18 protein-coding genes are annotated in these 18,714 nt (G+C 58.6%); 7 read left to right on the top strand and 11 right to left on the bottom strand.

The window, feature by feature from the left end; genetic code table 11:
• Positions 1-61: 61 nt before the first annotated feature.
• From ACR0ER_RS01745 to ACR0ER_RS01735, 3 genes are read left to right on the top strand one after another with little or no spacing between them, the layout of a single operon-like run.
• Positions 62-1,123, top strand: coding sequence for an Mrp/NBP35 family ATP-binding protein (locus ACR0ER_RS01745; protein ID WP_480767455.1), 1,062 nt, complete (start codon positions 62-64; stop codon positions 1,121-1,123).
• Positions 1,120-1,812 (top strand): biotin/lipoate--protein ligase family protein, encoded by a 693-nt coding sequence (locus ACR0ER_RS01740; protein ID WP_480767454.1) that lies wholly within the window; start codon positions 1,120-1,122, stop codon positions 1,810-1,812. Before ACR0ER_RS01745 ends, ACR0ER_RS01740 begins: the two co-directional genes overlap by 4 nt.
• Complete coding sequence (locus tag ACR0ER_RS01735) at positions 1,812-2,291, top strand: DUF6505 family protein (protein ID WP_480767453.1); 480 nt, start codon at positions 1,812-1,814, stop codon at positions 2,289-2,291. The genes ACR0ER_RS01740 and ACR0ER_RS01735 overlap by 1 nt, the downstream gene beginning before the upstream one ends.
• Here the strand turns inward: ACR0ER_RS01735 and ACR0ER_RS01730 are convergent.
• From ACR0ER_RS01730 to acs, 8 genes are all read right to left on the bottom strand, one after another.
• Complete coding sequence (locus ACR0ER_RS01730; protein ID WP_480767452.1) at positions 2,288-2,788, bottom strand: flavin reductase family protein; 501 nt, start codon at positions 2,786-2,788, stop codon at positions 2,288-2,290. The genes ACR0ER_RS01735 and ACR0ER_RS01730 overlap by 4 nt on opposite strands.
• Positions 2,789-2,876: 88 nt before the next feature.
• On the bottom strand, positions 2,877-4,289 hold the full coding sequence (locus ACR0ER_RS01725; protein ID WP_480767451.1) for a 3'-5' exonuclease: 1,413 nt from the start codon (positions 4,287-4,289) through the stop codon (positions 2,877-2,879).
• A gap of 1 nt (position 4,290) precedes the next feature.
• A complete protein-coding gene (locus tag ACR0ER_RS01720; RefSeq protein WP_480767450.1) occupies positions 4,291-4,809 on the bottom strand; it encodes a hypothetical protein in 519 nt (172 codons plus the stop codon).
• 47 nt (positions 4,810-4,856) lie between these two features.
• Complete coding sequence (locus ACR0ER_RS01715; RefSeq protein WP_480767449.1) at positions 4,857-6,680, bottom strand: DUF294 nucleotidyltransferase-like domain-containing protein; 1,824 nt, start codon at positions 6,678-6,680, stop codon at positions 4,857-4,859.
• A gap of 109 nt (positions 6,681-6,789) precedes the next feature.
• Entirely contained in the window at positions 6,790-8,574 is a 1,785-nt protein-coding gene (locus ACR0ER_RS01710) for a sodium:solute symporter family protein (RefSeq protein ID WP_480767448.1), read from the bottom strand.
• 15 nt (positions 8,575-8,589) lie between these two features.
• Positions 8,590-8,874: a DUF4212 domain-containing protein gene (locus tag ACR0ER_RS01705; RefSeq protein WP_170331222.1), complete on the bottom strand. Its 285-nt coding sequence runs from the start codon at positions 8,872-8,874 to the stop codon at positions 8,590-8,592.
• A 183-nt stretch (positions 8,875-9,057) separates the two neighbouring features.
• A complete protein-coding gene (locus ACR0ER_RS01700) occupies positions 9,058-9,741 on the bottom strand; it encodes an adenylate kinase (protein WP_480767447.1) in 684 nt (227 codons plus the stop codon).
• Between the two features lie 11 nt (positions 9,742-9,752).
• Complete coding sequence (gene acs / locus ACR0ER_RS01695) at positions 9,753-11,717, bottom strand: acetate--CoA ligase (RefSeq protein ID WP_480767446.1); 1,965 nt, start codon at positions 11,715-11,717, stop codon at positions 9,753-9,755.
• Between the two features lie 415 nt (positions 11,718-12,132).
• On the opposite strand from acs, the gene dctP reads away from it, so the two are divergent.
• From dctP to ACR0ER_RS01680, 3 genes are all read left to right on the top strand, one after another.
• Positions 12,133-13,149: a TRAP transporter substrate-binding protein DctP gene (gene dctP / locus ACR0ER_RS01690; protein ID WP_480767445.1), complete on the top strand. Its 1,017-nt coding sequence runs from the start codon at positions 12,133-12,135 to the stop codon at positions 13,147-13,149.
• Positions 13,150-13,212: 63 nt separating this feature from the next.
• Positions 13,213-13,842, top strand: a complete 630-nt coding sequence (locus tag ACR0ER_RS01685; RefSeq protein ID WP_480767444.1) for a TRAP transporter small permease subunit — start codon at positions 13,213-13,215, stop codon at positions 13,840-13,842.
• 3 nt (positions 13,843-13,845) lie between these two features.
• The gene (locus tag ACR0ER_RS01680) at positions 13,846-15,249 is read left to right on the top strand and encodes a TRAP transporter large permease (protein WP_480767443.1); all 1,404 of its coding nucleotides are present in this window, start codon (positions 13,846-13,848) and stop codon (positions 15,247-15,249) included.
• A gap of 52 nt (positions 15,250-15,301) precedes the next feature.
• Here ACR0ER_RS01680 and ACR0ER_RS01675 read toward each other — a convergent pair whose 3' ends face one another.
• From ACR0ER_RS01675 to rocF, 3 genes are read right to left on the bottom strand one after another with little or no spacing between them, the layout of a single operon-like run.
• Positions 15,302-16,342, bottom strand: coding sequence for an ornithine cyclodeaminase (locus ACR0ER_RS01675; RefSeq protein WP_480767442.1), 1,041 nt, complete (start codon positions 16,340-16,342; stop codon positions 15,302-15,304).
• A gap of 9 nt (positions 16,343-16,351) precedes the next feature.
• Positions 16,352-17,266: a citrulline utilization hydrolase CtlX gene (gene ctlX, locus ACR0ER_RS01670; protein WP_480767441.1), complete on the bottom strand. Its 915-nt coding sequence runs from the start codon at positions 17,264-17,266 to the stop codon at positions 16,352-16,354.
• Positions 17,266-18,186, bottom strand: coding sequence for an arginase (rocF, locus tag ACR0ER_RS01665; RefSeq protein ID WP_480767440.1), 921 nt, complete (start codon positions 18,184-18,186; stop codon positions 17,266-17,268). The genes ctlX and rocF overlap by 1 nt, the downstream gene beginning before the upstream one ends.
• An 86-nt stretch (positions 18,187-18,272) precedes the next feature.
• On the opposite strand from rocF, the gene ACR0ER_RS01660 reads away from it, so the two are divergent.
• A complete protein-coding gene (locus ACR0ER_RS01660; RefSeq protein WP_170324645.1) occupies positions 18,273-18,701 on the top strand; it encodes an Lrp/AsnC family transcriptional regulator in 429 nt (142 codons plus the stop codon).
• Positions 18,702-18,714 lie beyond the last annotated feature (13 nt).

Below are 18,714 nucleotides of genomic sequence, written 5' to 3'. Positions count from 1 at the left end.
AGACGGAGACACATGCAATGAAACGCAACCTCGTGGTGGGGCAATTCAAAGGGGTAATGGCATGAGTGTCCGTGACGCGGTTCTGGCGAATCTGAAGAAGATCACTGATCCTGTCTCGGGTCAGGACATTGTCAGCGCCGGAGTGGTGCGTGCGCTGAACGTCGAAGGCGACACGGTGCGTTTCGTGCTGGAGATAGACCCAAAACACGCCGAAAAGATGGAGCCGGTCCGCGAGACCGCCGAGAAGGCAGCGCAGATGGTAGACGGGGTGGCCAAGGTCTCGGCCATGATGACCGCGCATTCCGACAAAGCTCCGCCGGATTTGAAGCCCAAACCCAAACCCTCGCAAACCGGGCCGCAGGCGGTTCCGGGTGTGGACCGGATCATTGCCGTGGCTTCGGGCAAAGGCGGTGTAGGTAAATCCACTGTATCGGCTAACCTCGCCTGTGCATTGGCGGCTGAGGGCCGTCGAGTGGGTCTGTTGGACGCTGACGTCTACGGGCCGTCGCAGCCCCGAATGCTGGGTGTCTCGGGTCGTCCGGCCAGCCCCGATGGTAAAACCATTTTGCCGTTGCGCAATCATGGTGTGACCATGATGTCGATGGGTCTGATGACCAATGAAGGGCAGGCGGTTGTTTGGCGTGGCCCGATGCTAATGGGCGCACTGCAACAGATGATGAGTCAGGTGCAATGGGGCGCGTTGGACGTGCTGATCGTTGACCTGCCGCCTGGTACTGGTGACGTTCAACTGACGTTAAGCCAGAAATTTAAGGTGGACGGAGCCATAGTTGTTTCGACCCCGCAGGACGTGGCCCTAATCGATGCTCGCAAAGGGATCGACATGTTCAACCAGCTCAAGACGCCGATCGTCGGGATGATCGAGAACATGTCCACCCACATCTGTTCAAACTGCGGGCACGAGGAACATGTGTTTGGTCATGGTGGCGTGAAGTCCGAGGCCGAGGCGCTGGGCGTTCCGCTGCTGGGTGAAATCCCGCTGCACCTGGATATCCGGGTCGCTGCAGACGGAGGCGCGCCCATCGTGGTCAGCAAACCTGACAGCCCGCAGGCCGAGGCGTTCCGCAAGATCGCCCGTGATATGATCGCCAAGGGCAACGCATGAGCCAGCCGGTCTTTCCCCCATTGTTGTCGGGTCACCCGGTACAAGTTGGGGAAGACCCGTTCGAGCGTGCTCAGGCCATGGCGGCGCTGGGCTGTGAAGCCGGGTCGGTCGTTTACAACATTCAGGCCGACCGGCTGCGGGTGGCGATTGTTTTCGCACCCGAGGTTCCTTTACAGGATGCTATGGCGATGTTGCCCCTGTGCGCCGTAGGGTTTCAAAACGCGCTCGGCGCGCTGGCTCCGCCAGAGGTCGCTGTGCATCTCGGTTGGGACGGGTTGATCTGCGTGAACGGCGCGAAATGCGGCGCGTTCCGTGTTGCGGCGTCGTCCAGCGACCCTGAAACTGAACCGGACTGGCTGGTGGTCGGGTGGGAATTGGCGCTGATGCAAACCAGTGTGGCACCGGGAGAAACACCGGATGTCACGGCCCTCTATGACGAAGGCTGCGCCGAGGTATCACCGGTGCAACTGGTCGAAAGCTGGTCTCGGCACATGCTGACTTGGCTCAACCGCTGGCAGGAGGACGGCAATGCGCCCCTGCATGGCGAATGGATGGGGCTGCTGAGCGGTGTCGGAGAGCCCTGCGAGACCGGGGTATTTCTGGGTACGGATGAACGGTTCGGGATGCTGATTCGCGATGGTGCCGAAACCCACCTGCGCCCCCTGACTGAACTGTTGGAGAACGGATGATGAAATTGGCCCGCGCGATCCATTTTGATGAAAGCGACATGAACGTGTTCCACTCCCCGGCCCGGACCGGAGAATGGTGCATTTCAGGCGGATTCGAATTCTCGAACTGGGGGCAGGCCGATCTGGAAGGCAAGGCGCGGCAGGCCTTTTCAAACGGCTGGCTGGGGGTTGAAACCTTCGGACGCGTGACCTTTGTTGCCGTCACGCAGATCGAACAGGCCGAGTTGGATCAAATCGCCCGGAATCTGGCAGAACATTTTGTGCAGCTCTACGGTGCGCCTTCGGTCGAGGCCGCTTTGGGTGTTGCGCAGACCGAAGTTGCGCACATGTCCGAGCTGTGCGAGGAACACGCCCCCAATACTCTGCTGACCGTCGCGCGCGAATTGTCCGACAGCGGAGTGCATGAGTCGTTTCGTGTGATCACCCCACAGGAAACCCAGCTTGAAGCACTGGCCGTTCACGGCTCGCTGGACGATTAAAGCAGGTCCGCGAACCCGCCGAACTGACCGCGTTTGAAGATCAGGCCCTTGCCCGTGCGGTACATCACCTGTTCAACCACACCAACCAGGATCAAGTGATCACCGGCTTCATGTTTGGCATGAAGCTGGCAGTCAAACCGGGCCAGGCAGTTTGCCAACTGCGGTCGGCCCTTGTGATCGGTTTCCCAGACGGCGTGTGAAAAATCCAGCCCGTCGCGTGCAAACCGTAAGGCCTGTTCCTGCTGTTCTTCTGCCATAACATGAATGGAGTAATGCTGGCAGGCGTTGAACGAGTCGAACCGGTGCGAATCCTTGGCCAGACACCACAACACCAGCGGCGGGTCTAGCGACACTGAGGAAAACGAATTGACGGTGATCGCACGTGGCCCGTTGACCGAACCCGTCGTGACGACGGTGACTCCGGTTCCGAAACACCCCAGTGCTTCGCGAAACGCGGGGCTTTGATCCGGGGTAGGGGTGAAGGTCTTTTCCGTCATCGTGCGCTCGTGCAGTGGCCGCGCATCAGGTGCCACGGCCAACCGAGATTGTCCATGAAAAGGTGAATTTGGCTCGAATATTTTGCGGTTAGTTCAGATCTTCCAGCAGACGGCCATGCTGACGGGTGGCCTCGATAACGGCCCCGAACGTTGTCATGCCACGCGCCTGCAACATCGGTAACATCTTGACCAGCGCCTGCGCCGTGGCGACCGCATCCCCAAGTGCGGTGTGGCGCAACTCGTGCGGGATGGTGATTTCCAACCTGTCGCACAGGGCGTCCAGAGTGTGCTTGTCGCTGGCTCCAAACAGAACGGCGGACAACAGAACCGTGTCCAGAATGGGGTGATTCCATTCAACATCCATTCGTTTGGCGTGGCGGCGCAGAAAGGCCATGTCGAAAGGCGCGTTATGCGCCACAATCACTGCATCCCGGGCGAATTGGTGAAAGGTACGACCAGCCGCGGCAATATCCGGCGCGCTTTCGACCATGCGGTCGCTGACTTTATGCACTTTGGTTGAGGCAGGTGGAATCGGCATGCCTGGATTGACCAGCATGTCCAGTTTTTCGCCTTCGACAATCCGGCCATTTACCACCCGAACCGCGCCGATCTGGACGATCTCGTCCTTGTGGGGCAGCAGCCCGGTGGTTTCTGTGTCAAAGACGACGAAGCAAAGATCCTGCAAAGCGAGGGTTTCAAACTGCCCTCCTACCGCGCTGTTCAACAGGTCGAAATCGTAGACCAGAGGCCGAGACGCTTCGGGTTCGATATTGGCGGCACTTTCGTCAAAAATCAGCAGGTAGCCGGGCGCGTCGCCCAGCGGCTTCATTCTTGCCGAATAAGTCTGCGCGCCGTCGATGCTGGTCAAGGTGCAGTCGACCTCAAGCCCGGTTTTGGACAGTTTTTCATAAGCGTCCCGCAGTGCTGTAGGCTGCAGGTATTCGAATAGCGAGGCGTTCAGTCGGGGATGTGCTATCTGGGCCAGAACGCCGGCGGCCTGACCGTCATAGAGAACGATCTTATGGGTCGGGCTGGCCAGCACCATCGCCACCGGAATCTCGGTCAAAAGCGCCGTCAGTCTTTTCTTTTCAGCAGCCAGATGAGCGGTTTCTGCAGCCACGGCCTCGGCTACATTCATCGTCTTGCCTGACAGTTGTTCTGCCAGTCCGGCGGCAGCAGGGGCGAGATCGCCCAAATAACGCGCGGCCTGCATGTCCATATCCGTGCTAACACCGGCATGGGCGCGAGCGCGCAATTGGGCCGACAGACGCTCGATCGGTTTGGCGACATTGTCGTCAAACAGTAGCCAGACAGCCACGATCAGACCAACAAAGCCGAATCCCATGATGATTTCGGCAAAAATAAATGCATTTGCCAGAGCCGGGTCCGCAGTGCGCCTGTAACTGATCCATAGTGCCAAAGAACTGACAGCAAGCGCGCCAGCAGCCATCAGGCAGAAGAACAGAAAAATACGAATGCGCAGGCTTAGCCGGGTCAGCATGTTACACTCCGCAGGTTGCCTCAATAATTGGGTCATCGTCACTGACACTCAGCCAATCGACGTTCAGTAAATGACCATCATCTCCGAATTCAACACCATCAGCCAAACTTGCGCGGCTGTTGGCATCGCAATCGACGGCCACCGGCAGTTTGGAAATTGGGGCCCAGCGGCCAAAGAAATAAAGGTCCACAAGCCGTTGTTGTGGAACCTGTTCGTTGGTGCGGACCGAGACCGTGTCGATGGCCGCGAACCGGTTGACGAAAGGTACTGCATAGGTCCAGGGGCGATAGAAGGCGCGGCTTTCGACCTCCTGCACGATTTCCATGCCTTCGGGCAGGGTCTCAACTGTGCGGTCATACCAGGAATATTCGCTGGCGATGGTCATACCGATCATACCCAGACCTGCGGCCACCGGAGCCGCCCAGCGAGGCAGGCGACCGCCGGTCAGTTTGTTCACTACCATTACCAAACCCGCAAAGGCGAGGCCTGCAAAGATGGTACCGATTAGTTCCAGAAACATATGTCTCTCCGAATTTCAGACGCTTGCGTCTGTTTGTGTTTTATGGCCTAGCCCAGCATACCTTTGCCATGGCCCACCGCCGATTGCATCGTTTTTACGACGACAAAGGCGTCGCGCAGATGACTTCGTTCGAAATCCGACAGCGCGGATGGCGGAAGATAGTTGTCGGGTTTTTCACCGGATTTGATCAGCCTTACCTGATGTTCCAACCGGGTTTCGGCAATCAGGTCATAGGCGTCCAGAATGTCCCGCGCGCCTGCTGGGCTGAGTACTCCGGCGGCTTCGGCCGCTTTCAGGCGGGCGCGGGTGTTGGCCTCGGTCAATTGGCCCTGCAGGCTGTAGACGCGGGCCAGATCGACCACAGGCACCACGCCGTTGTGTTTCAGGTCCAGCGTGTTGCGATGCTCGCCCGAGCGGATCGTGGCAAAGCCGCGTAGCAGGCCCAGAGGCGGCGTGTGTTTCAGCGAGTTCGAGATCATATGCGCCACGAAGATCGAGTTTGCATTGGCGGCGGCCAGCGTGTCGGTCTGAAGATCAGAGAACAACTCGAACGCGCCGCCGATTGGGCGCAGGTCGAACATGACCGATGCCAGCATCTGTGCCTCGGGGTTAGGCTTCGCGATCCAGCCTTTGAAATAGTCGCGCCAGACGCGCACCGGCTGACACCAGCGCGGATTGGTCGCCATCATGTCACCGGGGCAATAGAAATATCCGCAGGTATCCAGACCATCCGAGACGAATTTGGCCAGCTCTGCGAAATAGGACATGTCGGCGTCGGTCACGCTGTCATCCAGAACCAGGCAGTTGTCCTGATCCGACACTCCGGTCTGTTCCTGACGCCCTTGCGAGCCGCAAGCCAGCCACAGATAGGGCACCGGCGGCGGCCCCAGTTTCTTTTCAGCCAAGGCCAGCAGCCGCCGGGTGGCGGTGTCGGCAATGTCGGTGATCAGGCGGGTGACGATTTCGTGCCGGTTGCCGGCCGCAACCAGTTGCACCAGCAATTGCGGGATTTCGGCTGTGACCTGTGCCATTTCAACCGCCGAATTGGCTAGGGCGATTTGACGGACCAACTCGGCTGAGCTGACGGCTTGATAGTGGGTCAGGTCGGTTTGCGTTACGATGCCAACCAGCTTGCCGGCTTCGGCGACCGGGATGTGACCAATCCCGCGTTCCATCATCACATGCAGCACGTCCGAGCCAATGTCAGACGGTGAAAGGGTGATCGGATCAGCGGTCATGATCGCGGAAATCGGTGTGGTGTTGGGCATGGCGTCTGCCACGTATTTGCCCGAAATATCACGCAGCGTGGCGATGCCCAGCAAAGCCTCGTCCTCGGTCACGCACAGGCACGAAATATGGCGGTCACGCATCAGTCGCGCTGCCTCCTGAACCGGCATGGAGGCGGGGCAAGTGGCCGGGTTGCGGGCCATCAGGACATCAATCGAACTGGTGGCCAGGCTTAGCGGGCTGGAACGCTCGCCGCGCGTGCGGTCAAAGAACTTGGCAACGAAGTCATGATTGTCGATCAGTTTGCGGACCACAGCGGGAGGCAGAACAAAAAGAACGGTCGGCGTGCCGGCGTGCGCATGTGTTGCGGCTTTTCCGTCTTTCAGCAGGCCACGTTCGCCAAAGGAATTACGCAGGCCGAGATGAGAGACCACGGCGCCATTCTCATCGGTTATCTCGATCTGACCTTCGTAGATCAGGAATACGCCGGGCAGTGTGTGGCCAAGCTCATAAACAGCAGAGCCCTCATTCACTTCCCACACCTCGATCTGTTTGGCCAGATCGTCCAGCGTTTCGGCGGGCAGGGCGTCGTAGGGATGTACGGATTTCAGAAACCGGGTGATCTGGTCATGTGAGAGGGGCATCAAGAAATCCTGGGTCTTTGGTTGAAAAATCCCGCCCGGTGGTGTGCCGGGCGGGAGTAGTAGATCGAAAAACGCGGCATATGGAAGTTAACCATATGCCGCATCATGCTCATTTGTTCTGAGCTGCGCCCGCGCCACGGGGAATGCGTACGCTTTCGACCAATTCAACGATCTCCTTCGGAGTCTCTTTGGTCATACCGGCTACAACAAATGCGACTGCAAAGTTGATCATCGCACCGATGGCGCCGAACGAGGTCGACTTGATCGGACCCAGAAGCGGGTCAGCATCGGTGAACGAGTTGGTGCCAGGAATGAACAGCCAGCCCTTATGCAGGAAGATGTAGACCAGGGTTACGATCAGACCAGCCAGCATACCGCAGACTGCACCGGTGTTGTTGATGCGGGTCGAGAAGATCCCCATCATCAGCGCCGGGAAGATCGAGGCAGCCGCCAGACCGAAGGCCAGAGCAACCGTTTGAGCCGCAAAGCCCGGTGGGTTCAGACCCAGATAGGTTGCAACAACGATGGCCACAGCCATAGCAATCCGCGCCGCCAAAAGCTCTCCTTTTTCAGAGATCGACGGGTTGATCGCGCCTTTGACAAGGTCGTGGGACACAGCCGACGAAATCGCCAGCAACAGACCCGCAGCGGTAGACAGAGCAGCCGCAAGACCACCGGCCGCAACCAAACCGATCACCCAACCCGGCAGGTTGGCAATCTCGGGGTTGGCCAGAACCAGGATGTCACGGTTGAACTTGGTCAGCTCGTTGCCAACCCAGCCTTTTTCCGCAGCAATTTCCTGCATCTTTTCGGACTGGTCGTTGTAGTACTGGATCTTGCCGTCGCCGTTCTTGTCTTCCCAATCCAGAAGACCGGTTTTCTGCCAGGTTTTCATCCAGTCATAGCGCGGATCAGTGTCGATTTCTTCGACCGAGACAGCGCCACCCTCGATGCCACCGTTGGGCCACATCATGTCGGTGATGTTCAGACGCGCCATTGCGCCAACCGCAGGGGCGGTCAGGTACAGCAGAGCGATGAAGACCAGCGTCCAGCCAGCGGACCAACGAGCGTCAGACACTTTCGGCACGGTGAAGAAGCGCATGATCACGTGCGGCAGACCGGCAGTACCGATCATAAGCGACAGCGTGAACAGAACCATGTTCAGCGTGTTCGAGTGGTGCGCCGTATAGTCAGCAAAACCCAGCTCTGTTACGATCGCGTCCAGCTTGGTCAGCAGGGGCTCACCGCTGGCGGTGTCACCAAACAGACCCAGGGCCGGGATCGGCGTGCCGGTCAGCTGCAGCGAGATGAAGATCGCCGGGATGGTGTAGGCTGTGATCAGCACGCAGTACTGAGCAACCTGGGTGTAGGTTACACCCTTCATCCCGCCGAACACCGCGTAGGCAAACACGACACAGGCACCGATCAGCAGACCGGACGTGTTCGAGACCTCAAGGAAGCGGCCAAAGGCCACGCCCACGCCAGTCATCTGACCGATAACGTAGGTCACCGAAGCAACGATCAGACAGATCACCGCAACGATACGTGCGGTCTGGCTGTAGAAGCGGTCGCCGATGAATTCCGAGACGGTGTATTTGCCGAACTTACGCAGGTAAGGCGCAAGCAGCAGAGCCAGCAGCACGTAGCCACCGGTCCAACCCATCAGGAAAGTCGAGTTGTCATAGCCGGTAAAGGCAATGAGGCCCGCCATCGAAATGAACGAGGCCGCGGACATCCAGTCCGCCGCTGTCGCCATGCCGTTGGTGACCGGGTGAACGCCGCGACCGGCGGCGTAGAATTCCGATGTGGAACCCGCGCGGGCCCAGATCGCGATGCCGATGTATAGCGCGAAGGATGCGCCAACAAACAGCAGGTTGATGGTAAACTGATCCATTTTCCCCGCTCTCCCTTACTCTTCGTCCACGCCGTGTTCGGCGTCCAGCTTGTTCATTCGCCAGGCGTAGTTGAAGATCAGCACCAGAAAGACCAGAATCGATCCCTGCTGAGCGAACCAAAAGCCCAGATCGGTACCGCCAACGGCGATGCCCGACAGCAACGGACGCAGCAGAATGCCGAATCCAAAAGACACCAGCGCCCAGATCGCGAGGCTGATGTAGATGAGGCGCAGGTTAGCCTGCCAATAGCCCTTGTCGGCCTCGGCAGTCTGCGCGGAGTTTGTAGAATTATCCGCCATTGCGGGTTCCTCCTTGCTTCCTCGTTGGGCGGCCCGTCACCCAACTCCTCCAGTGCGCCGGGCCGCTTCTCGATTGTGCCGAACACCGAATTGGCGCCAGGCAAAACTCCACCGGTCCGCCAAGGCGGGTCCTTTGAAGTATTCCGTTGTAGGATCAAAGCCCGGGGGGCTTATCTCCTCCCCTTAGCTCATGACCTCACTGACGAGCCCTTGCAGGTCGTTGGCAATGTCATCGATCTGGCCCATGGCATCGATGCCTTTCAGCACGCCCTGAGCCTGATAGTAGTCAATCAGCGGTGCCGTCTGCGCGTGATACGCAGCGAGGCGCGAGGCCACGGTTTCTGCGTTGTCATCCGCACGGCGCTTGAATTCGGTGTGGCCACACTTGTCGCACTTACCGTCTTCGGCAGGCTGCTTGAACTGATCGTGATAGCCTTCACCGCAGCCGGCGCAGGTGTAACGGCCCGAGATGCGGATCACCATTTCGGCGTCCTGAACTTCAAGGCTGATCGCGGCGCTGATCTTTTGATCGGCTGATGCCAGCAAGCCATCCAGTGCTTCGGCCTGAACCGTGGTGCGCGGGAAACCATCCAGAATGACGCCCTTGGCGCAATCCGGCTGGGCCATACGGTCGCGCAGGATGGCGATTACGATCTCGTCGCTAACCAGATCACCGGCCTCCATGACGGCCTTGGCGGCCAGACCAGCCTCGGTGCCTGCAGCGACGGCTTCGCGCAGCAGATCACCGGTGCTGAGTTGAACCAGCCCGAACTTGTCTTCCAGCATACGCGCTTGCGTTCCCTTCCCGGCGCCCGGAGGCCCGAGAAGGATCAGAACGGCGGGAGTAGTGGTAGCGGCAGCGTCCATCACATCCTCACTCACTTGTTCGCGCGGTTTGCGATCAGGTCATCGACCACCGACGGATCGGCCAGGGTCGAGGTGTCACCCAGCGAGCCAAAGTCGTTCTCGGCAATCTTGCGCAGGATACGGCGCATGATTTTGCCCGAACGGGTCTTAGGCAGGCCCGGGGCCCATTGGATCACATCCGGCGAAGCGATCGGACCGATCTCGGTCCGGACCCAGGTGCGTAGCTCTTTCAGCAGCTCATCGCTGGGTTCGCGGTCATTCATCAGAGTGACGTAGCAATAGATGCCTTGCCCTTTGATTTCATGGGGATACCCCACCACAGCGGCCTCGGCCACAGCTGCGTGCGCCACCAAGGCGCTTTCGACCTCGGCAGTGCCCATGCGGTGACCCGAAACGTTGATCACGTCATCGACGCGACCGGTGATCCAGTAATCACCATCATCGTCGCGACGGCAGCCGTCACCGGTGAAGTAGTAGCCTTTGTAATCCGAGAAATAGGTTTTCTCGAACCGTTCATGATCACCCCAGACGGTGCGCATCTGACCCGGCCAGCTGTCTTTGATGCACAGAACACCCTCGACACCGTTGCCGTTGATTTCGACACCTGACTGAGGATCAAGAACTACCGGCTCGATGCCAAAGAAAGGCTTCATGGCCGCACCGGGTTTCATAGCGTGTGCGCCGGGCAGGGGGGTCATCAGATGACCGCCGGTTTCGGTTTGCCACCAGGTGTCAACGATTGGGCATTTGCCTTTACCGATGACCTCGTTGTACCAGTTCCAGGCTTCGGGGTTGATCGGCTCGCCCACGGTGCCCAGTGTGCGCAGGTCGCTGAGGTCGTGCTTTTCGACAATCTCGTTGCCCAGACCCATCAGGGCGCGAATCGCGGTCGGAGCGGTGTAGAATTGGTTGACCTTGTGCTTGGCACAGACTTCCCAGAAGCGACCTGCGTCCGGATATGTCGGAACACCCTCGAACATCACCGAGGTCGCGCCATTGGCTAGTGGGCCGTAGACGATATAGCTGTGACCGGTGACCCAGCCCACATCCGCAGTGCACCAGTACACGTCACCTTCATGGTAATCGAAAGTGACTTCATGGGTCAGCGCAGCATAAACCAGATAGCCGCCGGTTGAGTGGACAACTCCTTTTGGTTGACCAGTCGAACCCGAGGTATAGAGGATGAACAGCGGGTCTTCGGCGTTCATCTCGGCGGGTGCGCAATAGTCATCCGCTTCCAGCGCCATTTCGTTATAGTCGAAGTCCCGGCCGGAAACCCAGGTGGTTTGACCGCCCGTCCGTTTGACGACCAGACACTTCACCGTGTCTTTACAATGCAACAGTGCCGCATCCGCGTTTGACTTCAGCGGTGTCTTACGGCCGCCACGAGGAGCTTCGTCGGCGGTGATGATAACTTTGGCGTCGCTGCCGTTTACACGTGCGGCCAGAGCGTCAGGAGAGAAACCAGCAAACACGATTGAGTGGATTGCACCAATACGGGCACAGGCCAGCATCGCATAAGCCGCTTCGGGGATCATCGGCAGGTAGATAACGACACGGTCACCTTTGCGTACACCCAACGATTCCAGGATGTTGGCCATCCGGCAGGTACGACGGTGCAGTTCCGAGTAAGTGATGTACTGGGCTTCGTCTTTTGGATCATCTGGCTCCCAGATGATGGCGGTCTGATCGCCGCGTGTTTTCAGGTGACGATCCAGGCAGTTGGCGGAAACGTTCAGTGTCCCATCGGCATACCAATTGATGTTAACTGAACCGAAGTCATAGCTGACATCCTTGACCTTGGTAAAAGGCTTGATCCAGTCGATACGCTTACCTTGTTCACCCCAGAACGCGTCGGGATCTTCAATCGAGGCCTTGTACATTTCGTTGTACTTAACGGCATCGACATGTGCACGCGCAACGGTCGCAGCGGACGGCGGATATACTTTGGCATCTGCCTGGGTAGCGGTGGTCATCTTGAGGCTCCTCCCTCTGGACTGAATTTTCTGGACCGATATTTGCCCGTGTTACGAGCGCTGTCGATCCGTTTCCTCCCTGACACGGATAATACGGAGAACTGAAAACAATGAAATAAATTACCGAAATCTCAGCATTTGTTTGTAAATAAATTTCAATGAACTGCTCATATTTGTAAACATATGTGAAAAATTTGGAAAAAGTATAAAAATAACAGTCTGTTATAAGTCACATAAACTAACCGCCCCTTAGCCATCTGCTTTTACAAGTTTCCGCACAGGGAATTCACCTATTGGTTGTTAGCGCTTGCGTGCGCCGGCGCGACGGTCCGTCCGGGGTTGGCACATTCCAATGTTGGCGCTAGCTTGAATCTCAAGCGCTTGAGCAAGAAGCGCAGCAAAGGGAGAACTCATCATGAAAAAGATATTGAGCGGCGCTGCCGTCGCCGCCTTGGGTGTTGCATTTGTGTCAGAGGCCGCAGCAACCGAATGGAATGCGTCTGTCTGGGGAAAACGGCGCGCCTTTACCGAACATGTTGAAAGGCTGGCCGAACTGGTCAGTGAAAAGACTGGTGGCGAGTTTACCATCAATGTCAGCTATGGCGGCCTGTCCAAGCCCAAGGAAAACCTGGACGGGATTGAGATCGGCGCTTTTGAGATGGCACAGTTCTGTGCCGGCTATCACCGCGACAAGAACCGCGCGATCACCGTGCTGGAGCTGCCGTTTCTGGGTGTGAATACTCTGGAAGAGGAGGTGGCAGTCAGCCATGCCGTCTATGATCACCCGGCGGTCAAGGATGAGATGGCGCAGTGGAACGCGCGCATCATCATGACCTCGCCCATGCCCCAGTACAATATCGTGGGCACTGGTGAACCGCGCGATGAACTGGCCGAGTTCGACGGGATGCGCGTCCGCGCGACTGGTGGTCTGGGCCAGGCGTTCGAAGCGGTCGGCGGGGTGCCGACCTCGGTTCCCGCTACCGAAGCGTTCAACGCGATGGAGTCCGGAGTTGTCGATACGGTTGCCTTCGCCCAGCACGCCCACCTGTCCTTTGGCACTATCAACGAGGCCGACTGGTGGACCGCCAACCTGAACCCCGGGACTGTAAACTGCCCGGTTGTGGTCAATATCGAAGCCTATGAGGCGCTGCCCGCCGAACATCGCGAAGCGTTGAACAGTTCGATCAGCGAAGCGATTGATCACTACCTCGCCAATTATGGCGGGTTGCTTGAGAAATGGGACAGCGTTCTGGACGAAAAGGGCGTCCAGAAGGTCGAGATCGACGATGCCGTGATCGAAGAGTTCCGCACCAAGGCCGCCGATCCGATCCGCGAACGGTGGATTGCGGATATGTCCGCTCAGGGTCTTCCGGCTCAGGACCTCTACGATCTGGTTCAAACAACGCTGAAACAGCAACGCGGCGGCAACTGATTGCCCTATCCGGGTGCCTGACCGGGCACCCGGACACCAATACCAAAACAGGGGAACACCGGAATGGCAGGACAGGCCACGGTGCTTGAGGACGGCAGCCGCATCAGTCGGCTGGACCGTCATCTATTGAAGTTAGAGCAGTTTCTGGCCTTGATCAGCGGTTTGGCCGTATTCGGGCTGATGGTATTGGCCGTGGTTTCGGTCAGTGGGCGCAACGCGATCAACGCGCCGCTGCCGGGCTACGTGGACTGGATCGAACAAGCCATGCCTTTGATCGCCTTTCTGGGCATTTCCTATGTGCAACGCGAGGGCGGCCACATCCGGATGGACATTGTCATTTCACGCCTGCATGGTCGGGCGCTGTGGCTGTTCGAGCTGATCTCGGTCGTCCTGATCCTTGTGCTGATGCTGGCGCTGGTCTGGGGCAGCTGGTCCCATTTCGACCGCTCCTTCGACTTTGGCGCTCCGCTATGGAGCCGGGACAGTTCCATTGACATCGGAATCCCACTCTGGCCAGCCAAGCTGCTGGCGCCAGTGGCGTTTTCAGTGCTGTGCGTACGGCTGGTGCTGCAGATCTGGGGCTATGGCCGCGCATTCGTGCTGGGGTTGGAGCATCCTGTGGCTGTGCCTTTGATCCAGGATGCTGCGGCGCAAGCTGCCGCTGAAGCCGAGCAATTTGAAGGGCAGGACTAACACATGGACACGATAGACATTGGTCTGTGGGTCACTGCTGGCTTGCTGGTTCTGGTGGTCACGGGCATGCGCGTGGCTTTTGCTGCGGGTCTTGCCGGGTTGGTGGGACTTGTCTGGATTTTCTGGGCCAAGTTTGGGTACGACCCTGACCGTTTTGGTAAAGCGCTGACAGTTGCTGTCAAAACGGCAGGGCAGGTGCCGCATTCGAAAGTGGCCGCCCATACACTCAGCCTGATCCCGACCTTCATCCTGATCGGTTACCTGGCCTATTATGCGGGCCTCACACGCGCATTGTTCGAGGCCGCCAAGCGCTGGGTGGCGTGGGTGCCGGGCGGGCTTGCAGTTTCGACCGTATTTGCGACCGCCGGGTTTGCGGCCGTATCAGGCGCGTCAGTCGCAACATCTGCCGTTTTCGCCCGTATCGCCATTCCCGAGATGCTGAAGGTTGGTTACAACAAGCAATTTGCCGCCGGGGTCGTTGCTGCCGGGGGGACACTGGCCTCGCTGATCCCACCCTCGGCCATTCTTGTGATCTACGCCATCATCGTTGAGCAGGATGTGGGCAAGCTGCTGCTGGCCGGTTTCATTCCGGGTGCATTTTCGGCGGTGATCTATGGGTTGCTGATTGTCGGTATCGCGTTGTTCTTCAAAAACGTTGGCCCTCCGGTCACAGGCTTTACATGGAAGCAGCGGTTCGCCTCCTTGCCCGGAGCCTTTCCGATCGTAGCCGTGATCCTCATCATCATTTGCTTTGTCTATAACCCGTTCGGCGAAAGGGCTTGGGGTACGCCGACCGAAGGCGGTGCTATTGGAGCCTTCATCGTCTTCTGCTTTGCCCTATTCCACGGGATGCGATGGACCGAATTGAAATCGGCGTTGTTGGAAACCGCCAAGCTGACAGCAATGATCTTCTCGATCATCTGGGGCGTGCTGATCTATGTGCGGTTTCTGGGGTTTGCCGACCTGCCGGGGGCATTTTCGGACTGGATCACCTCATTGGAAATGTCGCCGATGCTGATCCTGATCTGCATCCTTCTAGCCTATGCCGTATTGGGCATGTTCATGGACGCCATCGGAATGTTGCTGCTGACCTTACCTGTGGTCTACCCGGCGGTGATAGCCCTGAACGGGGGCGAGGCGGTCAGCGCGGCAGACAGCACGTTCGGCATGTCCGGCCCGATGTGCGCGATCTGGTTCGGGATACTGGTCGTCAAAATGGCCGAGTTCTGTCTGATCACGCCTCCCATCGGCCTGAACTGTTTCGTGGTCGCAGGCGTTCGCCCGGACCTGAGCGTGCAGGACGTATTCAAAGGCGTGACCCCGTTTTTCATCGCGGACGGCGTCACCATTGCTCTGCTTGTGGCGTTCCCGGGCATCGTTCTCTACCTGCCGTCTCTGGCCGGATAAAAAAAGCCCCCAGAGGTTAGCCGGGGGCGAGGTACAGCCATTTGCGGGTTCTTCAGCTTGCCCGCATCAGCATCCCATACAGATCTCGAGGGTCGTCAGGGTCAGCCAACATGTCCAAAGGTTCAAAGAAGTCAGTGCCTTCGATTGCAAACTTGATGTAGCGCAGGGCCGAAAAATCCTCGATCGCGAAGCCGACGCTGTCGAACAGAGTGATCTGACGATCGTCGCGGCGACCCTCGGCTTGGCCGGTCATGACCTGCCACATCTCAGTAACTGGGTGATCGTCATCCAGCGCCTGAATCTCGCCTTCGATCCGCGTTTGTTCGGGGTACTCAACAAAGATGTCCGAGCGCAGAAGGATATCGCGGTGCAGTTCTGTCTTGCCCGGGCAATCGCCGCCGATGGCGTTGATGTGCACACCAGGGCCAACCATGTTGTCGGTTAAGATCGTCGCGTATTTCTTATCGGCCGTGCAGGTGGTGATGATATGTGCACCTTCGATTGCCTCTTCAGGGGTGCTGCAAGGCACGACCGTCAGGCCAGTCCCTTGCAGGTTGGCGGCACATTTCCTTGTCGCGTTGCTGTCGGTGTCATAGAGGCGCACGGTGGTGATCCCGCACATCGCCTTGAAAGCCAGGCATTGGAACTCTGACTGTGCACCATTGCCGATCATGGCCATGACCGAGGATGATTTCGGTGCCAGATAGCTACCAACCAGTGCCGAGGTAGCCGCTGTTCGCAGCGCGGTCAGCATCGTCATCTCGGTCAGCAGGGTGGGGTATCCGGTGTAAACATCGGCCAGCAGGCCAAAGGCGGTGACGGTCTGCAACCCCTCAGACGTGTTCTTGGGGTGGCCATTGACGTATTTGAACCCATAGGCCTCACCATCGGAGGTTGGCATCAGCTCAATCACACCATGCGGCGAATGGGCCGGGATGCGCGGGGTCTTGTCGAAGCTCGCCCAGCGTTTGAAATCGGATTCGATCTGGGCCGCGATCTGAGTGATCATCCGCTCGACCCCGACGTGATGCACCAGGCGCATCATGTTGTCGACGGATACGAAAGGCACAAGCGCCTTGTCAGAAGGTTGCATCGGGGTCTCCTATCGGCGGGACAGGTGGATGCCTGCAATCATGCAGCGCACGGATCCACCGGCAGTTTCAATTGTAGGAACCGAGAGCGGCAGCGGCGTGGCGCTGGCCTCGATCGTGGCGATTTGTTCAGATGTAAGCGCGGCAAGCGCCCGGCTGGACAGCGCCAGCACCAGACCGTCACGACCGCTGAGTTCGATGGCGTTTCCGGCGAACTCGGCGATCTGTTCGTGGCTCAGATCAATGACCGTGCGAACGCTTTCCTCAAGCCGCGCCTTGACCGTCGCGCGCCGTTCCGGGTCGGTGATCATGTCCAGACAGATCAGCGCGTAGTTGGTGCCGATGCCCATCAGAACGTTGGTGTGATAGACGTCGCGCCCCTCTGCATCCTTCGCCTCGAACACTATGGGTTCATAGTTGAAATGGGTGCAGAACCGCTCCAGCAACACAGGGTCGGCACGGTTGGATTTCACGGTGTAGGCCACGCGACCGATGTGATCCAAGACCATCGCGCCAGTGCCTTCCAGCGCCAGCTTATCCTGTTCCAGCCCGGAATAATCGATCACGTCCTGAACGCGGTATTCTTGTTTCAACACTTCAATTACATCCGCGCGGCGTTCGCGTCTGCGCGACGGAACATACATCGGATAGATCGCCACGTGCCCACCGGGATGGGTCGAGAACCAGTTGTTCGGGAAAACGCTGTCCGGCGTGTCCAGGTCGCCGTGATCGTCGAAGACGTGAACCCTTACTCCGGCGTCACGCAGCTGAGCGACCGCCGTGTCATGTTCCGCGCGTGCCGCGACAGAGGGTGCCGCGTGCATGGCGAGAGTTTGAAACGCATTGTCGCCATGTGTTTCGGGGTTTGAAGTAAACGCATGAGGCCGGATCATCACGACGGCTGAAGGGGCTTGCAGAGACTGCATCAGAAACTCCGGGTTGGGCGGTCAAAGATGCGGCGGCCCATTAGTGAAGCGGCCAGATCGACCATCAGTTTTGCGGTGCGTCCACGCTCGTCGAGGAACGGGTTCAGTTCGACCAGATCCAGCGAACAAACGAGGCTGCTTTCGTGCAGCAGTTCCATCACCAGATGCGCCTCGCGTTCGGTCGCACCACCGGGGACAGTGGTGCCGACGGCGGGGGCGATGGAGGGATCAAGGAAATCGACGTCCAGTGAGACATGCAGGATGCCGTTGGCCGCTCGAACCCGATCCAGAAACGCCATCAGGGGTGCTTTGATCCCGTGTTCGTCAATGCTGCGCATATCGGCCAGCATCGCATGGTCCTGTTCCAGTCGGGCGCGTTCGGCAGGGTCAACCGACCGTAGGCCGATCATACCGACGCGGTCGGTGGGAACCGGGGCCGGCACAGTGGGGAAAGCGTCAAAACCGGGCTGGCCGGTAAAGTATGCCACCGGTGTGCCATGCAGGTTGCCGCTGTCGGTACTGTCGGGGGTATGGAAATCGCTATGGGCATCCAGCCAAAGCACGAAAAGGGGGCGTCCAATATGTTCGGCATGGGCGGCCATTCCTGCGACGGTGCCCATCGATAGCGCATGATCGCCGCCCATGAAGATTGGCAGGCCTTTCGGGGCGGTATCCACCGCTGTTCGGCTCAAGGCGCTGGTCCAGCCGATCACTTCGGGCAGGGCGAAAAGATGGGTGTGTTCGGGGGTGCCCGTTTCGTCAGGGCTGATGTCACCAAGGTCGGTCACTTGGTACCCAAGATCGGACAATGCCTGATCTAGACCCGCCACGCGATAGGCGTCCGGCCCCATTCGGCAGCCCTGACGCCGCTTGCCCGCGTCCATCGGCGCGCCGACCAATATTACGTGTTTGTTGTCCATGTGACTATTTAGGGCTGCGGGCCGGGTTGCGAGAAGAGGGCAAATTGTTCAAAATGAAACTTAGATATGCAAAATGAGAAACCGTCATGGACGATTTGGATAGCAGGCTGTTGAATGCCCTGCACCGGGACGCTCGGGCATCGCTGTCCGAGTTGGCCGAAACCTTGGGGGTTACCCGCACGACAGTACGCAGTCGGCTGCAACGCCTGAAGCAATCAGGTGAGATCGTAGGCTTTACCGTCCTGACCCGGCAAGACGTAGCGGAAAGCCCGGTGCGCGGGTTGATGATGCTGGAAATCGAAGGCCGCGGAACCGAACGCACGATGGCCCGCATCGCCGCCCTGCGTCAGGTCCGTGCTGTACATACGACCAACGGCAGCTGGGACCTGATCGCCGAAATCGGAACCGAGACGCTGGCTGAACTGGACGAGGTCCTGTTCCAGATCCGGCGGATGGAGGGGATCACCAAGTCCGAGACCAACCTGTTGCTGTCTACGCGTAAGGGCCGCGTCTGACCCACCCATAGTG

Source organism: Ruegeria sp. CH8 (assembly GCF_056536985.1).
Note: the sequence above shows the minus strand (reverse complement) of the source record. Positions and strands in the feature narration are given on the sequence as shown.

Excerpts from the sequence above, each read along its gene's own strand:
- ACR0ER_RS01720 (WP_480767450.1), bottom strand. The coding sequence starts at position 4,809 with ATGTTTCTGGAACTAATCGGTACCATCTTTGCAGGCCTCGCCTTTGCG.
- ACR0ER_RS01660 (WP_170324645.1), top strand. The coding sequence starts at position 18,273 with ATGGACGATTTGGATAGCAGGCTGTTGAATGCCCTGCACCGGGACGCT.
- acs (WP_480767446.1), bottom strand. The coding sequence starts at position 11,717 with ATGACCACCGCTACCCAGGCAGATGCCAAAGTATATCCGCCGTCCGCT.
- ACR0ER_RS01700 (WP_480767447.1), bottom strand. The coding sequence starts at position 9,741 with ATGGACGCTGCCGCTACCACTACTCCCGCCGTTCTGATCCTTCTCGGG.
- dctP (WP_480767445.1), top strand. The coding sequence starts at position 12,133 with ATGAAAAAGATATTGAGCGGCGCTGCCGTCGCCGCCTTGGGTGTTGCA.
- ACR0ER_RS01685 (WP_480767444.1), top strand. The coding sequence starts at position 13,213 with ATGGCAGGACAGGCCACGGTGCTTGAGGACGGCAGCCGCATCAGTCGG.
- ACR0ER_RS01745 (WP_480767455.1), top strand. The coding sequence starts at position 62 with ATGAGTGTCCGTGACGCGGTTCTGGCGAATCTGAAGAAGATCACTGAT.
- ACR0ER_RS01740 (WP_480767454.1), top strand. The coding sequence starts at position 1,120 with ATGAGCCAGCCGGTCTTTCCCCCATTGTTGTCGGGTCACCCGGTACAA.
- ACR0ER_RS01715 (WP_480767449.1), bottom strand. The coding sequence starts at position 6,680 with ATGCCCCTCTCACATGACCAGATCACCCGGTTTCTGAAATCCGTACAT.
- ACR0ER_RS01735 (WP_480767453.1), top strand. The coding sequence starts at position 1,812 with ATGAAATTGGCCCGCGCGATCCATTTTGATGAAAGCGACATGAACGTG.
- rocF (WP_480767440.1), bottom strand. The coding sequence starts at position 18,186 with ATGGACAACAAACACGTAATATTGGTCGGCGCGCCGATGGACGCGGGC.
- ACR0ER_RS01705 (WP_170331222.1), bottom strand. The coding sequence starts at position 8,874 with ATGGCGGATAATTCTACAAACTCCGCGCAGACTGCCGAGGCCGACAAG.
- ACR0ER_RS01680 (WP_480767443.1), top strand. The coding sequence starts at position 13,846 with ATGGACACGATAGACATTGGTCTGTGGGTCACTGCTGGCTTGCTGGTT.
- ctlX (WP_480767441.1), bottom strand. The coding sequence starts at position 17,266 with ATGCAGTCTCTGCAAGCCCCTTCAGCCGTCGTGATGATCCGGCCTCAT.
- ACR0ER_RS01710 (WP_480767448.1), bottom strand. The coding sequence starts at position 8,574 with ATGGATCAGTTTACCATCAACCTGCTGTTTGTTGGCGCATCCTTCGCG.
- ACR0ER_RS01675 (WP_480767442.1), bottom strand. The coding sequence starts at position 16,342 with ATGCAACCTTCTGACAAGGCGCTTGTGCCTTTCGTATCCGTCGACAAC.
- ACR0ER_RS01725 (WP_480767451.1), bottom strand. The coding sequence starts at position 4,289 with ATGCTGACCCGGCTAAGCCTGCGCATTCGTATTTTTCTGTTCTTCTGC.
- ACR0ER_RS01730 (WP_480767452.1), bottom strand. The coding sequence starts at position 2,788 with ATGACGGAAAAGACCTTCACCCCTACCCCGGATCAAAGCCCCGCGTTT.